The following is an 18,226-nucleotide window of genomic DNA, read 5'->3' on the forward strand; positions in this document are numbered from 1 at the left end:
GATTTGGGCAACCGGCCCGGGACCGTGTAATGTCTTCATCGCTCGCCCCAATAGCTCAGTCGGTAGAGCGTCTCCATGGTAAGGAGAAGGTCTGCGGTTCGATTCCGCATTGGGGCTCTGGTGATCGGGAAACCCCGCTTCGGCGGGGGGACTCATCATCAAAGCGGTGTAGCTCAGTCGGTAGAGCAAGCGGCTCATAATCGCTGTGTCACCGGTTCAAGTCCGGTCACCGCTACTAACGGTAGCCGATTGCTGGGTCGGTCCTTCGATCGGCTACCCTTTTATGCGTTCATCCGTCCATCGTCCGTCCAAGGAGCACTCACGTGGCTGCCACCGACGTCCGCCCGAAGATCACGCTGGCCTGCGTGGAGTGCAAGGAGCGGAACTACATCACCAAGAAGAACCGGCGTAACAACCCGGACCGTCTTGAGATGAAGAAGCACTGCCCGCGCTGCAACTCGCACACCGCGCACCGCGAAACGCGCTGAATCAGGCTCGTACACGAGGCCGTCCCCTCTGGGGGCGGCCTCGTGTCGTTGTACGGGGTTCGTTGTACGGGGTCGTTCCCCGCGCGGGGAGTGCCCCTATTCGTCTTTCACCAGGTTTCTCAGGAGGTAGCGAGCTCATGGCGCTCGACCAGTCCTTCGTGGGGCGGACCTATCCGCCCACTCCGGCGTACGAGGTCGGCCGGGAGAAGATCCGCGAGTTCGCCGAGGCGGTGGGCGACACCCACCCGGCGTACGTCGACGTGGAGGCCGCCCGTGCGCTCGGTCACGCCGATGTGATCGCGCCGCCCACGTTCGTCTTCTCGATCACCTACCGGGCCGCCGGAGAGGTGGTGCAGGACCCGCAGTTGGGCCTGGACTACAGCCGGGTGGTCCACGGGGACCAGAAGTTCTCCTACGTGCGTCCGGTGCGGGCGGGGGACCGGCTGACGGTCACCTCGGCGATCGAGAGCATCAAGTCCTTGGCGGGCAACGACGTCATCGACATTCGCGGGGATGTGCACGACGAGGCCGGTGAGCTGGTGGTCACGGCACTCACGAAGCTGGTGGCGCGCGCTGCCGAGGAGGCGTGATGACGGCGAAGGTCTCTTACGGGTCGGTCGAGGTCGGTACGGAGCTGCCGGCGCAGTCGTTCCCGGTGACGCGGGCCACGCTCGTGCAGTACGCGGGCGCCTCGGGAGACTTCAACCCGATCCACTGGAACGAGAAGTTCGCGCGCGAGGTCGGGCTGCCGGACGTGATCGCGCACGGCATGTTCACGATGGCCGAGGCGATCCGGGTGGTCACCGACTGGGCCGGCGACCCGGGAGCGGTCGTCGACTACGGGGTGCGGTTCACGAAGCCGGTCGTCGTGCCCAACGACGACAAGGGCGCGCTGATCGAGGTCAGCGGCAAGGTCGCGGCGAAGCTCGACGACAACCTGGTCCGGGTGGATCTGGTCGCCCTGTGCGACGGCAAGAAGGTGCTGGGGATGTCCCGCGCCGTGGTCCGGCTCGCCTGAGACGTGCCGGCGGACGAACGCACGTAACGAACACACATGAGGGACGCCCGTCCGCGGAGGGGCGTCCCTCACTTGTCGTTCGTGCGCCCCGGGCCCTTGCCCCGTTGGTTATTGAGTAATAACTTACTTTCATGGCAAGGATGAGTGCGGAGGAACGGCGCGAGAGTGTCGTCCGGGCGGCGATCACCGAGTTCGCCCGCGGTGGCTACCACGGCACGTCCACCGAGGTGATCGCCCGGCGAGTCGGCGTCTCGCAGCCCTACCTCTTCCGGCTCTTCCCCAACAAGCAGGCGATCTTCATCGCCGCCGCCGAGCGCTGCCTGCAGGACACCCGCCAGGTCTTCGTGGCGGCCTCCGAAGGGCTGGAGGGGGAGGAAGCCCTGCACGCCATGGCCGGGGCGTACCAGCGGCTGATCGTCCACGACGGCGAGAAGCTGATGATGCAGATGCAGGTGTACGCGGCGGTCGCCGCGGCCGCGGCCTCCGGGGACCACGCCTTCGGGGCGTCCCTGCGGGCGGCCTGGGAGCAGATGTGGGACGACGTGCACCTGGTGCTCGGGGCCGATGTGAACGAGACGACGACGTTCCTGGCGTACGGGATGCTCGTCAACACCCTCGCCTCGCTGGGCTTCCCGGCCGAGCACCGCGTCTGGACCGGGTTCTACGACTCGGCCAGGCCCGTCGAGTGAACAGCGCGTACCGGGTGCGCCCGGTTTTCTGTCCGCAGAAGTTAGTAATCAATAACTAACCAGCAGGGGGAGACATGCCAGCAAGGGAAACAGCGGACGCCCAGCACGCCACAGCCGGCCGCGGGGGAGTGGTCTGGGTCCTGGTCATCACGAGCGTCGCCGGATTCATGGCGGCCCTCGACAACCTCGTCGTCACGACCGCCCTCCCCTCCATCCGCGAGAGCCTCGGCGGCGGCCTGGAGGAGCTGGAGTGGACGGTGAACGCGTACACCCTGACCTTCGCCGTGCTGCTGATGCTCGGAGCCGCGCTCGGGGATCGGTTCGGCAGACGGCGGCTGTTCATGGCCGGGCTCGCCGTCTTCACGGCCGCCTCGGCCGCGGCCGCCCTCTCCCCGGGCATCGAGGAGCTCATCGCCTTCCGGGCGGTCCAGGGCGTCGGCGCGGCGGTCATGATGCCGCTGACGCTCACCCTGATCGGCGCGGCCGTCCCGGCCGAGCGGCGCGGAGCGGCCCTCGGCGTCTTCGGCGCGGTGACCGGGGTGGCGGTCGCCAGCGGCCCGCTGATCGGCGGCGCGCTCACCGAGCACATCTCCTGGCAGTGGATCTTCTGGCTGAACGTGCCGATCGGCCTGTTGCTGCTGCCGCTGGCCCGGCTGCGGCTCACCGAGTCGTACGCCCCGAAGGCGCCGCTGGACATCCGCGGCACGCTCCTGGTCAGCGCGGGCCTCTTCGGCATCGTCTACGCCCTGGTCAACACCGCGAGCCACGGCTGGGGAGACCCCGTCGTCGTGACCGGGCTGATCGCGGGCACGGCGCTGCTCGGGCTGTTCGTCCGCCACGGCCTCCGGGCGGAGAACCCGATGCTGCCGATGCGGCTGTTCCGCAGCCGGGCCTTCCTCGGGATCAACGCCGCGAGCCTGCTGATGTTCCTCGGGATGTTCGGGTCGATCTTCCTGCTCAGCCAGTTCCTGCAGAACGGCCTCGGCCACTCGCCCACCGAGGCCGGACTGCGGATGCTGCCCTGGACCGGGATGCCGATCCTCGTGGCGCCCCTGGCCGGATATCTCGCCGACCGCTTCGGGGGCCGCCCGGTGGTGGTCACCGGGCTCGCGCTCCAAGCCGTCGGGCTCGCCCTGTTCGCCCTGATCATCGATCCCGGGGCGAGCTACCTCGCCCAGCTCCCCGGCCTGATCGTCGGTGGTGTCGGCATGGCGATGTACTTCGCGCCCGCCGCGAGCCTGGTGCTCTCCAGCGTCCGGCCCGGCGAGCAGGGCATCGCCTCCGGTGCCAACAACGCGCTGCGGGAGGTCGGCGGGGCGCTCGGGGTCTCCGTCCTCGCCGCCGTCTTCGCCGCGCAGGGCGGCTACGGCACCCCGAGGCTGTTCGCGGACGGGACCGTGCCCGCCGTCTGGATCGGGGCCGGCGCGGTCGCCCTGGGCGCCCTCGTCGCGCTCCTGATCCCGGGTCGCCGAGCCGCCGGCCGCCCCGCCCCGGAGCCGGAGGACCAGAGGGCGGTGGAGTCGGCGCCGGTGGCCGTCTGAGCCCCCGGACCCCGGCGTACGGTCCGTGGCCCCGCACGAGCGGCGGGGGCGCGGACCGTACTCTTGTCCCCGTGCAGGAACTCCACGACGCCCCCCTCGCCCCCCTGACCACCTTCCGGCTCGGCGGGCCCGCCGCCCGGCTGCTGACCGCCACGACCGACGCCGAGGTGATCGCCGCCGTGCGCGAGGCCGACGCGAACGGCACCCCGCTGCTGGTGATCGGCGGCGGCTCCAACCTGGTCATCGGGGACAAGGGCTTCGACGGCACCGCGCTGCGCATCGCCACGAAGGGCTTCGAGCTCTCGGGCACGACGCTGGAGCTGGCGGCCGGAGAGGTGTGGACCGACGCCGTCGCCCGGACCGTCGAGGCGGGTCTCGCGGGCATCGAGTGCCTGGCCGGCATCCCCGGATCCGCGGGCGCGACCCCCATTCAGAACGTCGGCGCGTACGGACAGGAGGTGTCCTCCACCATCACGGAGGTCGTCGCCTACGACCGGCGCACCCGGGAGACCGTGACGATTCCGAACACGGAGTGCGCGTTCTCGTACCGTCACAGTCGCTTCAAGGCCGAACCCGACCGGTTCGTGGTGCTGCGTGTCCGATTCGAGCTGGAAGGGGCGAGCGGGCTTTCCGCGCCCCTCAAGTACCCCGAAACGGCCAGGGCCATGGGCGTTGAGCAGGGCGACCGCGTGCCGCTGCCGGCCGCCCGCCAGACGGTGCTGCGGCTGCGCGCCGGCAAGGGCATGGTGCTCGACCCGGAGGACCACGACACCTGGTCGGCGGGGTCCTTCTTCACCAACCCGATCCTCGACCCGGCGGCCTTCCAGGACTTTCTCGGCCGGGTCCGCGAGCACCTCGGGCCGGACGTGACGCCCCCGGCCTTCCCCGCCGAGGACGGCCGCACCAAGACATCGGCCGCCTGGCTGATCGACCGGGCCGGATTCACCAAGGGCTACGGCAGCGGCCCCGCCCGGATCTCCACCAAGCACACCCTCGCCCTCACCAACCGGGGCGCGGCCACCACCGAGGACCTGCTCGCCCTGGCCCGCGAAGTCGTCGCCGGGGTGCACACGGCCTTCGGCGTCACCCTGGTCAACGAGCCGGTGACGGTCGGCGTCAGCCTCTGAGCCGTACGGGCACCCCACCTCGGCAGAGGCTCAGTACGCGATGCCCACGCCCTGCTTCACGGTCTCCGCGTCGTCGATCAGCGCCAGCATCGCGTGCGCCACATCGGCCCGGGAGATGGACCGCCCGCTGCGCGGCGTACCTCCCACGACCTGCCGGTAGACACCCGTGCGCGGCCCGTCCGTGAGCCGCGGCGGCCGCACCGACGTCCAGTCCGTCGCACTGGCGGCCAACGCCGCCTCCATCCGGGCGAGATCCGCGTACAGATCCGCCAGGACCGCTCCGATCCCCTTGCGCATCAGCCGGTCCACCAGCGGATCGCCCGCCGGCTCCGGCCCGACCGGCGCCGCGCTCACCACCACCAGCCGCCGCACCCCCTCGGCCTCCATCGCCGTCACGATCTGCCCGGTCAGCCGCTCGGCGACGCCGTTCGCCTTCCGGCCGCGCGACCCCAGCCCCGAGAGCACCGCGTCCCGCCCCGCCACCGCCGCCCGCACCGCGGCCGCGTCGTCCAGCCGGACGACGGCGTGCAGCGCCGCACGGTCCAGCGGCTCCGGGAGCCGGTCCGGGTCGCGGACCACGACCGTCACCTCGTGGCCCGCCGCGAGCGCCTGCCCGACGATCTCCCGACCGACGCCGCCGGTCGCCCCGAACACGGTGATCCTCATGGTGCGCCCCCTGGTGGGTGAGTGTTTACTAACCTCTAGAGTGAGTGCCTTCCCGCCCGGCCGTCAAGATTTCCGGGACACAGCCTGTTGGAGCACGCATGGACCAGAAGCCCGCCCGCGTCCGGATCGTCGACGCGGCGCACGAGCTGATGCTCTCCATCGGCCTCGCCCGGACCACCACCAAGGAGATCGCCAGGGCGGCCGGCTGCTCGGAGGCGGCGCTCTACAAATACTTCTCCGGCAAGGAAGAGCTGTTCGTCACCGTCCTCGCCGAGCGACTGCCCCGGCTCGGCAACCTGCTCGGCGAACTGACCGCCGGCGAGGGAGCCGTCCAGGGCAACCTCACCGAGATCGCCCGCGTGGCCGCTCTGTTCTACGAGCAGACCTTCCCCATGGCCGCGTCCCTGTACGCCGAACCCCAGCTCAAACGCCGCCACGAGGAGGGCGTGGGCGGGCTGGAAGCCGGGCCCCACCTGCCGATCCAGCAGCTCGACGCCTACCTGCGCGCCGAACAGGGCGCGGGCCGCATCCGGGCCGACGCGGACACCTACGCCGCCGCCTCCCTGCTGCTGGGCGCCTGCGCCCAGCGGGCCTTCGCCTACGCCGCGCTCCCCGGCGGCACGCCCCCGCAGCCCCTGGACGACTTCGCCGCCTCCCTCGCCCGTACGCTGCTCGGCGGCATCGGCCCTTAGCCGACCGGGCTCAGCTAGCCAGCCAGTCGTCGATCCCGGACAGCAGCTTCTCCCGTACGTCCACGGGGGCCGCCGACCCACGCACCGACTGCCGGGCCAGCTCGGCCAGCTCCTCGTCGGTGAAGCCGTGGTGGCGGCGCACCAGCTCGTACTGGGCGGCCAGCCGCGAACCGAACAGCAGCGGGTCGTCCGCCCCCAGCGCCATCGGCACGCCCGCGTCGAACAGAGTGCGCAGGGGGACGTCGGCGGGCTTCTCGTAGACGCCGAGCGCCACATTGGACGACGGGCAGACCTCGCAGGTGATCTGCCGCTCGGCGAGCCTGCGCAGCAGCCGGGGGTCCTCGGCGGCCCGGACGCCGTGGCCGATCCGCGAGGCGTCCAGGTCGTCGAGGCAGTCGCGCACGCTGGAGGGCCCCGACAGCTCCCCGCCGTGCGGGGCCGCCAGCAGACCGCCGTCCCGGGCGATGGCGAAGGCCCGGTCGAAGTCGCGGGCCATGCCGCGCCGTTCGTCGTTGGAGAGCCCGAAGCCGACGACGCCCCGGTCCGCGTACCGCACGGCAAGCCGGGCCAGCGTGCGGGCGTCCAGCGGGTGCTTCATCCGGTTGGCGGCGATCACCACGCGCATGTCCAGGCCGGTGTCCCGGGCGGCGCTGTCCACGGCGTCCAGGATGATCTCGATGGCCGGGATCAGCCCGCCGAGCAGCGGGGCGTACGAGGTGGGGTCGACCTGGATCTCCAGCCAGCCGGAGCCGTCCGCGACGTCCTCCTGGGCGCTCTCGCGGACCAGGCGGTGGATGTCCTCGGGGGACCGCAGGCAGGACCGGGCGATGTCGTAGAGCCGCTGGAAACGGAACCAGCCGCGCTCGTCGGTCGCCCGCAGTTTCGGTGGCTCGCCGCCGGTCAGGGCGTCGGGGAGATGTACCCCGTACTTGTCGGCGAGTTCGAGCAGGGTGGTGGGCCGCATCGACCCGGTGAAGTGCAGGTGCAGGTGGGCCTTGGGCAACAGACGTACATCACGCTCCATCGGAAGATCCTGCCGCACGGGCGGGCCGGAGCGGTAGCCGCTTTCCCCTTCCGGGGGCTGCTCGAACAAAAAAAGCGCCCCCGGCCGGAGGGGATTCCGGCGGCCGGGGGCACTCTTCGTCAGCGGTTCGCGCGGGGGTCTCAGGCCTTGGCCTCGCCCAGCAGCTTCTGGATCCGCGAGACGCCCTCGATCAGGTCCTCGTCGCCCAGGGCGTAGGAAAGGCGCAGGTAGCCCGGGGTGCCGAAGGCCTCGCCGGGCACGACGGCGACCTCGGCCTCGTCCAGGATCAGGGCGGCCAGCTCGACCGTGGTGGCCGGGCGCTTGCCGCGGATCTCCTTGCCGAGCAGGTCCTTCACCGCCGGGTAGGCGTAGAACGCGCCCTCGGGCTCCGGGCAGAACACACCGTCGATCTCGTTGAGCATCCGCACGACGATCCCCCGACGGCGGTCGAAGGCGGTGCGCATCTCCGCGACGGCGTCCAGCGGGCCGGAGACCGCGGCGAGCGCGGCGGCCTGGGCGACGTTGGAGACGTTGGAGGTGGCGTGCGACTGGAGGTTGGTCGCGGCCTTGACGACGTCCTTGGGGCCGATGATCCAGCCCACCCGCCAGCCGGTCATCGCGTACGTCTTGGCCACGCCGTTGACGACGATGCACTTGTCGCGCAGCTCGGGCACGATCGCCGGGAGCGAGGTGAACGTCGCGTCGCCGTAGACGAGGTGCTCGTAGATCTCGTCGGTCATGACCCACAGGCCGTGCTCGACGGCCCAGCGGCCGATCGCCTCGGCGTCGGCCTCGCTGTAGACCGCGCCGGTCGGGTTGGACGGCGAGACGAACAGGACGACCTTGGTCTTCTCGGTGCGCGCGGCCTCCAGCTGCTCGACGGAGACCCGGTAGCCGGTGGTCTCGTCGGCGACGACCTCGACCGGGACACCGCCGGCGAGCCGGATCGACTCGGGGTAGGTGGTCCAGTACGGGGCGGGGACGATGACCTCGTCGCCCGGGTCGAGGATCGCGGCGAAGGCCTCGTAGATGGCCTGCTTGCCGCCGTTGGTCACCAGGATCTGGCTGGCGTCGACCTCGTAGCCGGAGTCGCGCAGCGTCTTCACTGCGATGGCGGCCTTGAGCTCGGGGAGCCCGCCTGCGGGGGTGTAGCGGTGGTACTTCGGGTTGCGGCAGGCCTCGACCGCGGCGTCGACGATGTAGTCGGGCGTCGGGAAGTCGGGCTCGCCGGCCCCGAAGCCGATCACCGGACGCCCGGCGGCCTTGAGGGCCTTGGCCTTGGCGTCGACGGCGAGGGTCGCGGACTCGGAGATCGCACCGATGCGGGCGGAAACCCGGCGCTCGGACGGTGAAGTTGCAGCGCTCATGGCCCCATGCTCCCAGACCGCAAAAGCCGTCGGCACAGGGGTTTCAGGGACCGGACAGCATCCGGACAGGACCGGTCGGTAGTTGTCTGTTCGACGCGGCGGCCATGAACACGTACACTCACCTGTCGTTGGCCTTCACCAGCCACACCGTCTCCGCACCCGGTCACCGGGGAAGATGCGGTAGGTTGGTGGAAACCACCAAGGGTCGTAGCTCAATTGGTAGAGCACTGGTCTCCAAAACCAGCGGTTGGGGGTTCAAGTCCCTCCGGCCCTGCTACACACTCCTTCGCCAGGATGTGTGCGCATGTACGTACTTCATTGCACAGCCGTGCGGCTCCACCGGGCGCGGCACGGCCACGACCCGGAATCAGGTGAGTAGCGTGACGGACGCCGTGGGCTCCATCGACATGCCTGATGCTGAGGATGAAGCTCCCGAGTCGAAGAAGAAGTCTCGGAAGGGCGGCAAGCGCGGCAAGAAGGGCCCTCTGGGTCGGCTCGCGCTGTTCTACCGCCAGATCGTCGCCGAACTCCGTAAGGTTGTCTGGCCGACGCGTAGCCAGCTGACGACGTACACCTCCGTGGTGATCGTGTTCGTCGTCGTCATGATCGGTCTTGTTACCGTTCTCGACATGGGCTTCGCCCGGGTCATCAAGTACGTCTTCGGCTGATCCCGCGGAAGGCGTCCGACCCGGCGCCCCTTTCGCACGTTCCACCCTTTGTATCCAGGAAGAAGCAGCCATCGTGTCTGACCCGAACCTGAACGACGCCGTCGAGCCCGAGGCCGGCGCCTCAGAGTCCGCCAAGGACGAGCTCGACATCGTTGAGGCTGCTGACTCCGTGGATCCGGACCAGGCCGAGGCCGCCGATATCGCTGCGGGCGAGCCCGCCGAGGAAGCCGCCGTGACCGTCGAGTCCGACGAAGACGCAGGCGCGGAGGCCGTCGAGGAAGAGGCCGCCGAGGCGGTCGAGGCCGACGAGGAGAGCGCCGACGAGGAAGAGGCCGAGCCGGCCGCCCCCGTCGACCCCGTCGCCGCGCTGCGCGACGAGCTCCGCACCCTCCCCGGCGAGTGGTACGTCATCCACACGTACGCCGGTTACGAGAAGCGCGTGAAGGCCAACCTGGAGCAGCGAGCCGTCTCGCTGAACGTGGAGGAGTTCATCTACCAGGCCGAGGTGCCTGAAGAGGAAATCGTCCAGATCAAGAACGGCGAGCGCAAGAACGTCCGGCAGAACAAGCTCCCCGGCTACGTGCTGGTGCGCATGGACCTGACGAACGAGTCCTGGGGCGTCGTGCGGAACACGCCGGGCGTCACCGGCTTCGTGGGCAACGCCTACGACCCGTACCCGCTGACCCTGGACGAGATCGTCAAGATGCTCGCCCCGGAGGCCGAGGAGAAGGCCGCCCGCGAGGCCGCCGAGGCCGAGGGCAAGCCGGCTCCGTCCCGCAAGGTCGAGGTCCAGGTGCTGGACTTCGAGGTCGGCGACTCGGTCACCGTCACCGACGGTCCGTTCGCCACGCTGCAGGCCACGATCAACGAGATCAACGCCGACTCGAAGAAGGTCAAGGGCCTCGTCGAGATCTTCGGCCGCGAGACGCCGGTCGAGCTGAGCTTCGACCAGATCCAGAAGAACTAGCGCTTCCCGCCGGTTTCTGGACACATGCCTACCCAGCAGGTCAGAGGGGCTTCACGGCCGCTCTGACCTGTTGGTTTTTGGTCGCGCAGCTATACCCGTTATCGTTGTGCGGTATGCCTCCATCCGGATGACCGGAATCGGCGGCGAAACACTCTCATAGGACCCGGAGAGAGCAATGCCTCCCAAGAAGAAGAAGGTCACGGGGCTTATCAAGCTCCAGATCAACGCCGGTGCGGCGAACCCGGCCCCGCCGGTCGGCCCCGCGCTCGGTCAGCACGGCGTCAACATCATGGAGTTCTGCAAGGCCTACAACGCCGCGACCGAGTCGCAGCGTGGCATGGTCGTGCCGGTGGAGATCACGGTCTACGAGGACCGCTCCTTCACCTTCATCACGAAGACTCCGCCGGCCGCCAAGCTGATCCTCAAGGCCGCGGGTGTGGACAAGGGCTCCGGCGAGCCGCACAAGACCAAGGTCGCCAAGCTGACGGCCGACCAGGTCCGCGAGATCGCCACGACGAAGCTTCCCGACCTGAACGCCAATGACCTCGACGCCGCGTCGAAGATCATTGCCGGCACCGCCCGTTCCATGGGCATCACGGTCGAAGGCTGATTCAGCCCCGTACCCCCCAGTGGTAGGACCAAGCGCTGGTCCGCACCACGACTCCACACTCTGAAACCACAGGAGTAGAAGTGAAGCGCAGCAAGAACCTCCGCGCTGCGGACGCCAAGATCGACCGGGAGCGCAACTACGCCCCGCTCGAGGCCGTCCGTCTCGCCAAGGAAACCTCTACCACGAAGTTCGACGGCACCGTCGAGGTCGCCTTTGCCCTGGGTGTCGACCCGCGCAAGGCCGACCAGATGGTCCGCGGCACCGTGAACCTCCCGCACGGCACCGGCAAGACCGCCCGGGTCCTGGTCTTCGCGACCGGTGACCGTGCTGCGGCCGCGGAAGCCGCCGGAGCCGACATCGTCGGCGCCGACGAGCTCATCGACGAGGTGGCGAAGGGCCGTCTGGACTTCGACGCCGTCGTCGCGACCCCGGACCTCATGGGCAAGGTCGGCCGCCTCGGCCGCGTGCTCGGTCCGCGTGGTCTGATGCCGAACCCGAAGACCGGCACCGTCACCCCCGACGTCGTGAAGGCTGTCAACGACATCAAGGGCGGCAAGATCGAGTTCCGCGTCGACAAGCACTCGAACCTGCACTTCATCATCGGCAAGACCTCGTTCGACGAGACCAAGCTGGTGGAGAACTACGCAGCGGCGCTGGACGAGATCCTGCGTCTGAAGCCGTCCGCCGCCAAGGGCCGCTACATCAAGAAGGCCACCCTGGCCACCACGATGGGCCCCGGCATCCCGCTGGACGCCAACCGCACCCGCAACCTCCTCGTCGAGGAGGACCCGGCCGCCGTCTGAGCCCTCGCGCTCACCCGGTAGCCGCGTCGCACGCGTGCTCTGTGGACGGGCCCCGCAACCTTTAGAGGTGCGGGGCCCGTCCTCGTATCCGTAAGGCCCCTGCCTGTCAGTGCCCTGTGGCACGGTGGTGCGGGGGACGAAAGCCGATACGAGGGGCGGACCGACAGCATGAGGACGAGCACGGCACGACGTATGGGCACGGCTCTGGCCGTCGCGGCGGCACTGACGTCGATGGCCGCCTGCAGCGGCTCCGAGGGCTCGGCGGACCCCGCCGACTCCGGCACGGGCAAGGCGGGCGCCGTCGGCAAGGCGAGCCCTGTCGCCGCCCTGAAGCAGGTGCAGCAGAAGACCGGCGGCGCCCAGTCCGCGAAGGTCGAGGGCACCACCGAGATGGGCAGCGCCGTCTCCATGAAGCAGTCCGGGGTCATCGGCTGGGCGGACGGACTCTCCGGCGCCCTGACCATCACCTACACCGGCGGCACCATGGGCGACGCCCTGAAGCAGGCCGGCGGCGACGGATCGGTCCAGGCGCGCTACTTCAAGGACGCGTACTACGCCAACATGGGCGCCGGCATGGCGGCCAACACCGGCGGCAAGAGCTGGATCCGGTACTCCTACAAGGACCTCGCCGAGCTGGGCGGGGCCTCCGGCGAGGTCATGCAGGACCAGGTCCGCAACAGCACGCCCGACCAGGGAGTGAAGGCGCTCCTGGCCTCCGGCGACGTCAAGAAGGTGGGCCAGGAGGACGTCCGCGGGGTCTCCGCGACGCACTACTCCGGCACGGTCGACGTGGCCGACCTGACCGCGAAGAACAGCGACCTGGACGCGAAGCAGCTCGCCGAGTTCAAGGAGCAGCTGGCCCTGGCCGGGGTGACCACCCAGACCGTCGACATCTGGGTCGACGAGAGGGACCTGCTGGTGAAGAAGACCGAGCGCGGCGAGATGAAGACCGGCGCGTTCAACTCGACGCTCTTCTACAGCGACTACGGCACCGAGGTCCCCTCCGACAAGCCGGCGGCCTCGGACACCGTGGACTTCAAGGAGCTGCTGAAGCAGGGCGCTACCCCGGGCGGCGCCTCCTGACACCTCCCGCACGGGACGAACAGGGACGGATTTGCCCGTCGCCCGTCCGGTCGCGTACTCTCACCAGGAAGCCAAAGACCGCTGGTCGTCGCTGTGCCTCGTCAGAGGGACGGTGACCGAAGGTTCCGCTAGATCGGACGACCTGCGCAGGTGACTGTGGAACGCTCCCGGACTCTGTTCGGTCGAGCCGCGCCCTGGCACTTGTGCTGGGGCGTTTCGTCTTTCCCGGCCCCTTCTGAGCGGTCCTCATCACCCGGAAGGAGGCCGACGCTCATGGCAAGGCCCGACAAGGCTGCCGCGGTAGCCGAGCTGACGGACCAGTTCCGCAGCTCGAACGCCGCCGTGCTGACCGAGTACCGGGGTCTCACCGTGGCACAGCTCAAGGAGCTGCGCCGTTCGCTCGGTGAGAACGCCCAGTACGCCGTGGTGAAGAACACGCTGACCAAGATTGCGGCCAACGAGGCCGGGATCGACACGCTGGACGACCTGTTCTCGGGTCCGACGGCGGTTGCCTTCGTCACCGGTGACCCGGTGGAGTCGGCGAAGGGTCTTCGTGACTTCGCCAAGGACAACCCCAACCTCATCATCAAGGGCGGTGTCCTTGACGGTAAGGCGCTGTCCGCCGATGAGATCAAGAAGCTCGCGGACCTCGAGTCCCGCGAGGTTCTGCTCTCCAAGCTGGCCGGTGCTTTCAAGGGCAAGCAGACGCAGGCGGCGCAGGTCTTCCAGGCCCTGCCCTCCAAGTTCGTCCGCACCGCGGAAGCTCTTCGCGCCAAGAAGGAAGAGCAGGGCGGTGCCGGTACTCCGGCTCCCGCCGAGGCCGCCGAGTAATTTCGCTCAGCGGTCCAGCGGGCTCCACGTACGCCCGCCGACATATACATCCGGCACCTGCCGAATAGTGGAAGGACGCCTATCATGGCGAAGCTGTCCCAGGACGACCTGCTCGCGCAGTTCGAAGAGATGACCCTCATCGAGCTCTCCGAGTTCGTGAAGGCCTTCGAGGAGAAGTTCGACGTCACCGCCGCCGCGGCCGTCGCCGTCGCCGGTCCCGCCCAGGGCGGCGCCCCGGCCGAGGCCGAGGCCGAGCAGGACGAGTTCGACGTCATCCTCACCGGTGCCGGCGAGAAGAAGATCCAGGTCATCAAGGTCGTGCGTGAGCTGACCTCGCTGGGTCTGAAGGAGGCCAAGGACCTCGTCGACGGCACCCCGAAGCCGGTCCTCGAGAAGGTCGCCAAGGAGGCCGCCGAGAAGGCTGCCGAGTCCCTCAAGGCCGCCGGCGCTTCCGTCGAGGTCAAGTAACACCTCGGGAGTCCTCCGGACTCCCTGGGCGCCGTCAGGCGCCCTAGCCAAGGGCGATCACCCATCCGGGTGGTCGCCCTTCGGCGTGCCCGTGGCGGGTGCCTTGCTCTTCCGCCGACGACGAGTAGGGTGATCTTCGCCGTGCGCCTCTCGCGGGCCCCTCAGGGGCGTCCTGCGGGCATCCTGGGGGCGGCCGGTGAAGGCTCCTGGAGGTCCGATCGGACCGGCGGGCCTTGACGAACCGGACGCGGCGCGCAATTCTCAGGACGCGTCCTCACTTCGATCCGTATCCGAGGCATGGATCGAGAGTGAAGAGGGCAGTAAAGAAGAGCGCGCCCCGCGCGAGGGCTAGGGCTAGACATAGGTGTTGAGAACAGCTGTTGAGAGCAACGTGGGTCTCTGAGAACCCCGACTGGACATCAGTGTGCCGCTTGGCTACACTGACCCTTTGCGCTGCCTGTTAGCTGCCTCCTGCCCGTCACCAGGGGCATGCCCACGCTGAAGCACCGATGACCGACCCCCTCCGACCTGGTCGTTTGCGACCGATTCGGAACGGCCTGTCTTTGTGTCCAGAGTGGGACCGGTACGCGCGTAGTGAGTCCGAGCCCTCGGAAGGACCCCCTCTTGGCCGCCTCGCGCAACGCCTCGACCGCGAATACGAACAACGGTGCCAGCACCGCCCCGCTGCGCATCTCTTTTGCAAAGATCAAGGAGCCCCTCGAGGTTCCGAACCTCCTCGCGCTGCAGACCGAGAGCTTTGACTGGCTCCTCGGCAACGCCGCCTGGAAGGCTCGCGTCGAGGCTGCTCTGGACAGTGGACAAGACGTCCCCACCAAGTCCGGCCTGGAGGAGATCTTCGAGGAGATCTCACCGATCGAGGACTTCTCCGGGTCGATGTCGCTTACGTTCCGCGACCACCGCTTCGAGCCCCCGAAGAACTCGATCGACGAGTGCAAGGAGCGCGACTTCACGTTCGCCGCGCCGCTCTTCGTCACGGCCGAGTTCACCAACAACGAGACCGGCGAGATCAAGTCCCAGACGGTCTTCATGGGCGACTTCCCGCTCATGACCAACAAGGGCACCTTCGTCATCAACGGCACCGAGCGTGTCGTCGTGTCGCAGCTGGTCCGCTCGCCGGGTGTCTACTTCGACTCCTCCATCGACAAGACGTCCGACAAGGACATCTTCTCCGCCAAGATCATCCCCTCCCGGGGTGCCTGGCTGGAGATGGAGATCGACAAGCGCGACATGGTCGGTGTCCGCATCGACCGCAAGCGCAAGCAGTCCGTCACCGTCCTCCTCAAGGCTCTCGGCTGGACCACCGAGCAGATCCTCGAAGAGTTCGGCGAGTACGAGTCGATGCGCGCCACCCTGGAGAAGGACCACACCCAGGGCCAGGACGACGCGCTGCTCGACATCTACCGCAAGCTGCGTCCGGGCGAGCCGCCGACCCGCGAGGCCGCTCAGACGCTGCTCGAGAACCTCTACTTCAACCCGAAGCGCTACGACCTCGCGAAGGTCGGCCGCTACAAGGTGAACAAGAAGCTCGGCGCCGATGAGCCGCTGGACGCCGGGGTGCTCACCACCGACGACGTCATCGCGACCATCAAGTACCTGGTCAAGCTGCACGCCGGTGAGACCGAGACGACCGGTGAGTCGGGTCGCGAGATCGTCGTCGAGACCGACGACATCGACCACTTCGGCAACCGTCGTCTGCGTAACGTCGGCGAACTCATCCAGAACCAGGTCCGTACGGGCCTGGCGCGGATGGAGCGCGTCGTGCGTGAGCGCATGACCACCCAGGACGTCGAGGCGATCACGCCGCAGACCCTGATCAACATCCGGCCGGTCGTCGCCTCCATCAAGGAGTTCTTCGGCACCAGCCAGCTGTCGCAGTTCATGGACCAGAACAACCCGCTGTCGGGTCTCACCCACAAGCGCCGTCTGTCGGCTCTTGGCCCGGGTGGTCTCTCCCGTGAGCGGGCCGGCTTCGAGGTCCGAGACGTGCACCCGTCCCACTACGGACGCATGTGCCCGATCGAGACCCCCGAAGGCCCGAACATCGGTCTGATCGGTTCGCTCGCCTCGTACGGCCGCGTCAACGCGTTCGGCTTCATCGAGACGCCGTACCGCAAGGTCGTCGACGGCCAGGTCACCGACGACGTCGACTACATCACGGCCGACGAGGAGGACCGCTTCGTCATCGCCCAGGCGAACGCGATCCTCTCCGAGGAGCTGCGCTTCACCGAGCCCCGCGTCCTGGTCCGCCGTCGTGGCGGAGAGGTCGACTACGTGCCCGGCACGGACGTCGACTACATGGACGTCTCGCCGCGCCAGATGGTGTCCGTCGCGACCGCGATGATCCCCTTCCTGGAGCACGACGACGCCAACCGTGCCCTCATGGGCGCGAACATGATGCGGCAGGCGGTGCCGCTCATCAAGTCCGAGGCCCCGCTCGTCGGCACCGGCATGGAGTACCGCTGCGCCACCGACGCCGGTGACGTGCTCAAGGCCGAGAAGGACGGTGTGGTCCAGGAGGTCTCCGCGGACTACATCACCGTCACGAACGACGACGGCACGTACACCACGTACCGCATCGCCAAGTTCATGCGCTCCAACCAGGGCACCTCGGTGAACCAGAAGGTCGTCGTCTCCGAGGGCGACCGGGTCATCGCGGAGCAGGTCCTCGCCGACGGTCCGGCCACCGAGAACGGTGAGATGGCCCTCGGCAAGAACCTCCTCGTGGCGTTCATGCCGTGGGAGGGTCACAACTACGAGGACGCGATCATCCTGTCGCAGCGCCTCGTGCAGGACGACGTCCTCTCCTCGATCCACATCGAGGAGCACGAGGTCGACGCCCGTGACACCAAGCTCGGCCCGGAGGAGATCACCCGGGACATCCCGAACGTCTCCGAAGAGGTCCTCGCCGACCTCGACGAGCGCGGCATCATCCGTATCGGTGCCGAGGTCGTCGCCGGTGACATCCTCGTCGGCAAGGTCACGCCCAAGGGCGAGACCGAGCTGACCCCCGAGGAGCGCCTGCTCCGCGCGATCTTCGGTGAGAAGGCGCGCGAGGTGCGCGACACCTCGCTGAAGGTGCCGCACGGTGAGATCGGCAAGGTCATCGGCGTCCGTGTCTTCGACCGCGAAGAGGGCGACGAGCTGCCGCCGGGCGTGAACCAGCTGGTCCGCGTCTACGTGGCGCAGAAGCGCAAGATCACCGATGGTGACAAGCTCGCCGGCCGTCACGGCAACAAGGGCGTCATCTCGAAGATCCTGCCGATCGAGGACATGCCGTTCCTGGAGGACGGCACCCCGGTCGACATCATCCTCAACCCGCTGGGTGTCCCGTCCCGAATGAACCCGGGACAGGTCCTGGAGATCCACCTCGGCTGGCTCGCCAGCCGCGGCTGGGACGTCTCCGGCCTCGGTGACGAGTGGGCCAAGCGCCTGCAGTCCATCGGCGCCGACCAGGTCCCCCCGGGCACCAACGTCGCCACGCCCGTCTTCGACGGTGCGCGCGAGGACGAGATCACCGGCCTCTTCCAGGCCACGATCCCCAACCGCGACGGTGACCGCCTGGTGCAGCCCTCCGGCAAGGCCCAGCTCTACGACGGCCGCTCCGGCGAGCCGTTCCCGGAGCCGGTCTCGGTCGGCTTCATGTACATCCTCAAGCTCCACCACCTGGTCGACGACAAGCTGCACGCGCGTTCGACCGGTCCGTACTCCATGATCACCCAGCAGCCGCTGGGTGGTAAGGCTCAGTTCGGTGGACAGCGCTTCGGTGAGATGGAGGTGTGGGCCCTTGAGGCTTACGGCGCCGCGTACGCCCTCCAGGAGCTCCTGACGATCAAGTCCGACGACGTGACCGGCCGCGTGAAGGTCTACGAGGCCATCGTCAAGGGCGAGAACATCCCCGAGCCCGGCATTCCCGAGTCCTTCAAGGTGCTCATCAAGGAAATGCAGTCGCTCTGCCTCAACGTGGAGGTGCTGTCCTCGGACGGCATGTCCATCGAGATGCGCGACACGGACGAGGACGTCTTCCGTGCGGCGGAGGAACTCGGTATCGACCTGTCCCGGCGCGAGCCGAGCAGCGTCGAAGAGGTCTGACGGGCCGGCCGGCCGCCCAAACCCCCCCGGGCCGCCCCCCCCCCCCCCCCGGGGACCCAAGATTTGTTGGGGAG

18 protein-coding genes and 3 tRNA genes are annotated in these 18,226 nt (G+C 68.6%); 18 read left to right on the forward strand and 3 right to left on the reverse strand.

Going from position 1 to position 18,226, the window contains the following annotated elements:
* Nucleotides 1-44 precede the first annotated feature (44 nt).
* The 8 genes from ACFWM7_RS09320 to ACFWM7_RS09355 all read left to right on the forward strand — a co-directional run bounded on the left by ACFWM7_RS09320 (nt 45) and on the right by ACFWM7_RS09355 (nt 4,863).
* A tRNA-Thr gene (locus ACFWM7_RS09320) sits at nt 45-117 on the forward strand.
* 45 nt (nt 118-162) lie between these two features.
* Nucleotides 163-235: transfer RNA gene (locus ACFWM7_RS09325), tRNA-Met, on the forward strand.
* 88 nt (nt 236-323) lie between these two features.
* The gene (gene rpmG, locus ACFWM7_RS09330) at nt 324-488 is read left to right on the forward strand and encodes a 50S ribosomal protein L33 (RefSeq protein WP_003956487.1); all 165 of its coding nucleotides are present in this window, start codon (nt 324-326) and stop codon (nt 486-488) included.
* A gap of 137 nt (nt 489-625) precedes the next feature.
* Entirely contained in the window at nt 626-1,078 is a 453-nt protein-coding gene (locus ACFWM7_RS09335) for a MaoC family dehydratase N-terminal domain-containing protein (RefSeq protein ID WP_383257100.1), read from the forward strand.
* Nucleotides 1,078-1,506: a MaoC family dehydratase gene (locus tag ACFWM7_RS09340; RefSeq protein WP_383257103.1), complete on the forward strand. Its 429-nt coding sequence runs from the start codon at nt 1,078-1,080 to the stop codon at nt 1,504-1,506. The genes ACFWM7_RS09335 and ACFWM7_RS09340 overlap by 1 nt, the downstream gene beginning before the upstream one ends.
* 140 nt (nt 1,507-1,646) lie before the next feature.
* Nucleotides 1,647-2,195: a TetR/AcrR family transcriptional regulator gene (locus ACFWM7_RS09345; protein ID WP_383257131.1), complete on the forward strand. Its 549-nt coding sequence runs from the start codon at nt 1,647-1,649 to the stop codon at nt 2,193-2,195.
* A gap of 74 nt (nt 2,196-2,269) precedes the next feature.
* Entirely contained in the window at nt 2,270-3,736 is a 1,467-nt protein-coding gene (locus tag ACFWM7_RS09350; protein ID WP_383257106.1) for an MFS transporter, read from the forward strand.
* Between the two features lie 71 nt (nt 3,737-3,807).
* Nucleotides 3,808-4,863 (forward strand): UDP-N-acetylmuramate dehydrogenase, encoded by a 1,056-nt coding sequence (locus ACFWM7_RS09355; protein ID WP_383257109.1) that lies wholly within the window; start codon nt 3,808-3,810, stop codon nt 4,861-4,863.
* 30 nt (nt 4,864-4,893) lie between these two features.
* Here the strand turns inward: ACFWM7_RS09355 and ACFWM7_RS09360 are convergent, their stop codons facing one another.
* Nucleotides 4,894-5,529 carry an NAD(P)-dependent oxidoreductase gene (locus tag ACFWM7_RS09360; RefSeq protein ID WP_383257112.1) on the reverse strand — a complete coding sequence of 212 codons (636 nt, stop codon included), beginning with the start codon at nt 5,527-5,529 and terminating at the stop codon, nt 4,894-4,896.
* 98 nt (nt 5,530-5,627) lie between these two features.
* Here ACFWM7_RS09360 and ACFWM7_RS09365 point away from each other — a divergent pair, with 98 nt between their 5' ends.
* A complete protein-coding gene (locus ACFWM7_RS09365) occupies nt 5,628-6,221 on the forward strand; it encodes a TetR/AcrR family transcriptional regulator (protein ID WP_383257115.1) in 594 nt (197 codons plus the stop codon).
* A gap of 10 nt (nt 6,222-6,231) precedes the next feature.
* Here the strand turns inward: ACFWM7_RS09365 and ACFWM7_RS09370 are convergent, their stop codons facing one another.
* Nucleotides 6,232-7,245, reverse strand: a complete 1,014-nt coding sequence (locus ACFWM7_RS09370) for an adenosine deaminase (RefSeq protein ID WP_383257116.1) — start codon at nt 7,243-7,245, stop codon at nt 6,232-6,234.
* Between the two features lie 140 nt (nt 7,246-7,385).
* Nucleotides 7,386-8,612, reverse strand: a complete 1,227-nt coding sequence (locus ACFWM7_RS09375; RefSeq protein ID WP_383257118.1) for a pyridoxal phosphate-dependent aminotransferase — start codon at nt 8,610-8,612, stop codon at nt 7,386-7,388.
* 201 nt (nt 8,613-8,813) lie between these two features.
* Here ACFWM7_RS09375 and ACFWM7_RS09380 point away from each other — a divergent pair.
* From ACFWM7_RS09380 to rpoB, 9 genes are all read left to right on the forward strand, one after another.
* A tRNA-Trp gene (locus ACFWM7_RS09380) sits at nt 8,814-8,886 on the forward strand.
* 106 nt (nt 8,887-8,992) lie between these two features.
* Complete coding sequence (gene secE, locus ACFWM7_RS09385; RefSeq protein WP_371625329.1) at nt 8,993-9,280, forward strand: preprotein translocase subunit SecE; 288 nt, start codon at nt 8,993-8,995, stop codon at nt 9,278-9,280.
* A 73-nt stretch (nt 9,281-9,353) separates the two neighbouring features.
* The gene (gene nusG / locus ACFWM7_RS09390) at nt 9,354-10,247 is read left to right on the forward strand and encodes a transcription termination/antitermination protein NusG (protein ID WP_383257121.1); all 894 of its coding nucleotides are present in this window, start codon (nt 9,354-9,356) and stop codon (nt 10,245-10,247) included.
* A 175-nt stretch (nt 10,248-10,422) separates the two neighbouring features.
* Complete coding sequence (gene rplK, locus ACFWM7_RS09395) at nt 10,423-10,857, forward strand: 50S ribosomal protein L11 (protein ID WP_018550660.1); 435 nt, start codon at nt 10,423-10,425, stop codon at nt 10,855-10,857.
* Nucleotides 10,858-10,937: 80 nt separating this feature from the next.
* Nucleotides 10,938-11,660, forward strand: coding sequence for a 50S ribosomal protein L1 (gene rplA / locus ACFWM7_RS09400; RefSeq protein WP_018960179.1), 723 nt, complete (start codon nt 10,938-10,940; stop codon nt 11,658-11,660).
* A gap of 168 nt (nt 11,661-11,828) precedes the next feature.
* Entirely contained in the window at nt 11,829-12,743 is a 915-nt protein-coding gene (locus ACFWM7_RS09405; protein WP_383257123.1) for a hypothetical protein, read from the forward strand.
* 273 nt (nt 12,744-13,016) lie between these two features.
* Nucleotides 13,017-13,574, forward strand: coding sequence for a 50S ribosomal protein L10 (gene rplJ / locus ACFWM7_RS09410; RefSeq protein ID WP_003966997.1), 558 nt, complete (start codon nt 13,017-13,019; stop codon nt 13,572-13,574).
* 84 nt (nt 13,575-13,658) lie between these two features.
* Nucleotides 13,659-14,042, forward strand: a complete 384-nt coding sequence (gene rplL, locus ACFWM7_RS09415; RefSeq protein ID WP_030798896.1) for a 50S ribosomal protein L7/L12 — start codon at nt 13,659-13,661, stop codon at nt 14,040-14,042.
* Between the two features lie 624 nt (nt 14,043-14,666).
* Nucleotides 14,667-18,152: a DNA-directed RNA polymerase subunit beta gene (gene rpoB, locus ACFWM7_RS09420; protein ID WP_383257126.1), complete on the forward strand. Its 3,486-nt coding sequence runs from the start codon at nt 14,667-14,669 to the stop codon at nt 18,150-18,152.
* The last annotated feature ends 74 nt before the right edge of the window (nt 18,153-18,226 follow it).

The organism is Streptomyces sp. NPDC058375, from assembly GCF_042723425.1.
In the GTDB taxonomy this organism is placed as follows: domain Bacteria; phylum Actinomycetota; class Actinomycetes; order Streptomycetales; family Streptomycetaceae; genus Streptomyces; species Streptomyces durocortorensis.

Bases quoted from the DNA above. Each gene is read 5' to 3' on its own strand.
- ACFWM7_RS09360 (WP_383257112.1), bottom strand. From the start codon at position 5,529: ATGAGGATCACCGTGTTCGGGGCGACCGGCGGCGTCGGTCGGGAGATC.
- ACFWM7_RS09370 (WP_383257116.1), bottom strand. From the start codon at position 7,245: ATGGAGCGTGATGTACGTCTGTTGCCCAAGGCCCACCTGCACCTGCAC.
- ACFWM7_RS09375 (WP_383257118.1), bottom strand. From the start codon at position 8,612: ATGAGCGCTGCAACTTCACCGTCCGAGCGCCGGGTTTCCGCCCGCATC.
- rplJ (WP_003966997.1), top strand. From the start codon at position 13,017: ATGGCAAGGCCCGACAAGGCTGCCGCGGTAGCCGAGCTGACGGACCAG.
- ACFWM7_RS09335 (WP_383257100.1), top strand. From the start codon at position 626: ATGGCGCTCGACCAGTCCTTCGTGGGGCGGACCTATCCGCCCACTCCG.
- rplK (WP_018550660.1), top strand. From the start codon at position 10,423: ATGCCTCCCAAGAAGAAGAAGGTCACGGGGCTTATCAAGCTCCAGATC.
- ACFWM7_RS09350 (WP_383257106.1), top strand. From the start codon at position 2,270: ATGCCAGCAAGGGAAACAGCGGACGCCCAGCACGCCACAGCCGGCCGC.
- ACFWM7_RS09345 (WP_383257131.1), top strand. From the start codon at position 1,647: ATGAGTGCGGAGGAACGGCGCGAGAGTGTCGTCCGGGCGGCGATCACC.
- ACFWM7_RS09405 (WP_383257123.1), top strand. From the start codon at position 11,829: ATGAGGACGAGCACGGCACGACGTATGGGCACGGCTCTGGCCGTCGCG.
- ACFWM7_RS09365 (WP_383257115.1), top strand. From the start codon at position 5,628: ATGGACCAGAAGCCCGCCCGCGTCCGGATCGTCGACGCGGCGCACGAG.
- ACFWM7_RS09340 (WP_383257103.1), top strand. From the start codon at position 1,078: ATGACGGCGAAGGTCTCTTACGGGTCGGTCGAGGTCGGTACGGAGCTG.
- rplL (WP_030798896.1), top strand. From the start codon at position 13,659: ATGGCGAAGCTGTCCCAGGACGACCTGCTCGCGCAGTTCGAAGAGATG.